This is a genomic window from Bradyrhizobium sp. NBAIM08 (assembly GCF_020193935.1).
Taxonomy (GTDB): Bacteria; Pseudomonadota; Alphaproteobacteria; order Rhizobiales; family Xanthobacteraceae; genus Bradyrhizobium; species Bradyrhizobium yuanmingense.
Genome location: NZ_JADYVR010001187.1, coordinates 1 through 390, shown reverse-complemented (window position 1 = coordinate 390; position 390 = coordinate 1). Strand labels below are relative to the sequence as shown.

Here is a 390-nt window from a genome sequence, read left to right as displayed (position 1 = left end):
AGGGATGTTTGATGTTCGGGTCGATCGTGGCCAACGCACCGCCGGCGCTGGTGCTGCGGAATGCGCCGAATTCGTTGTTTGTGAACTTCTTGTCGCCGTTGGGGTCGCTCCATGCGAATGTCGCCGAAAGTTCTCGCGTCGGGTTCGTGGCAGCGCTGATGACCGTGGACGGATTGGAGTAGTATCGTCCGTAGCTGATCTTAACGCTTGTTCGGCCGTTGCCAAACAAGTCCCACGCCAACCCGACCCGCGGTGCGAAAGACTTGCCGTAGGTCAGAACATTGCTGTTTCCGGGGATTTGCAAACTCGAGAACGATGCCGGCAGAGCGTAGCCGTTCGGCAACGCCTGACCCTGGAAGAAGAACGCACGGTAGGGAGCATCATCGCGAA

1 protein-coding gene is annotated in these 390 nt (G+C 58.5%); it reads right to left on the bottom strand.

Going from position 1 to position 390, the window contains the following annotated elements; all coding sequences use genetic code 11:
- A partial coding sequence (locus tag I6F37_RS44070; protein WP_225154996.1) for a hypothetical protein occupies window positions 1-390 on the bottom strand: 390 nt, incomplete at both ends.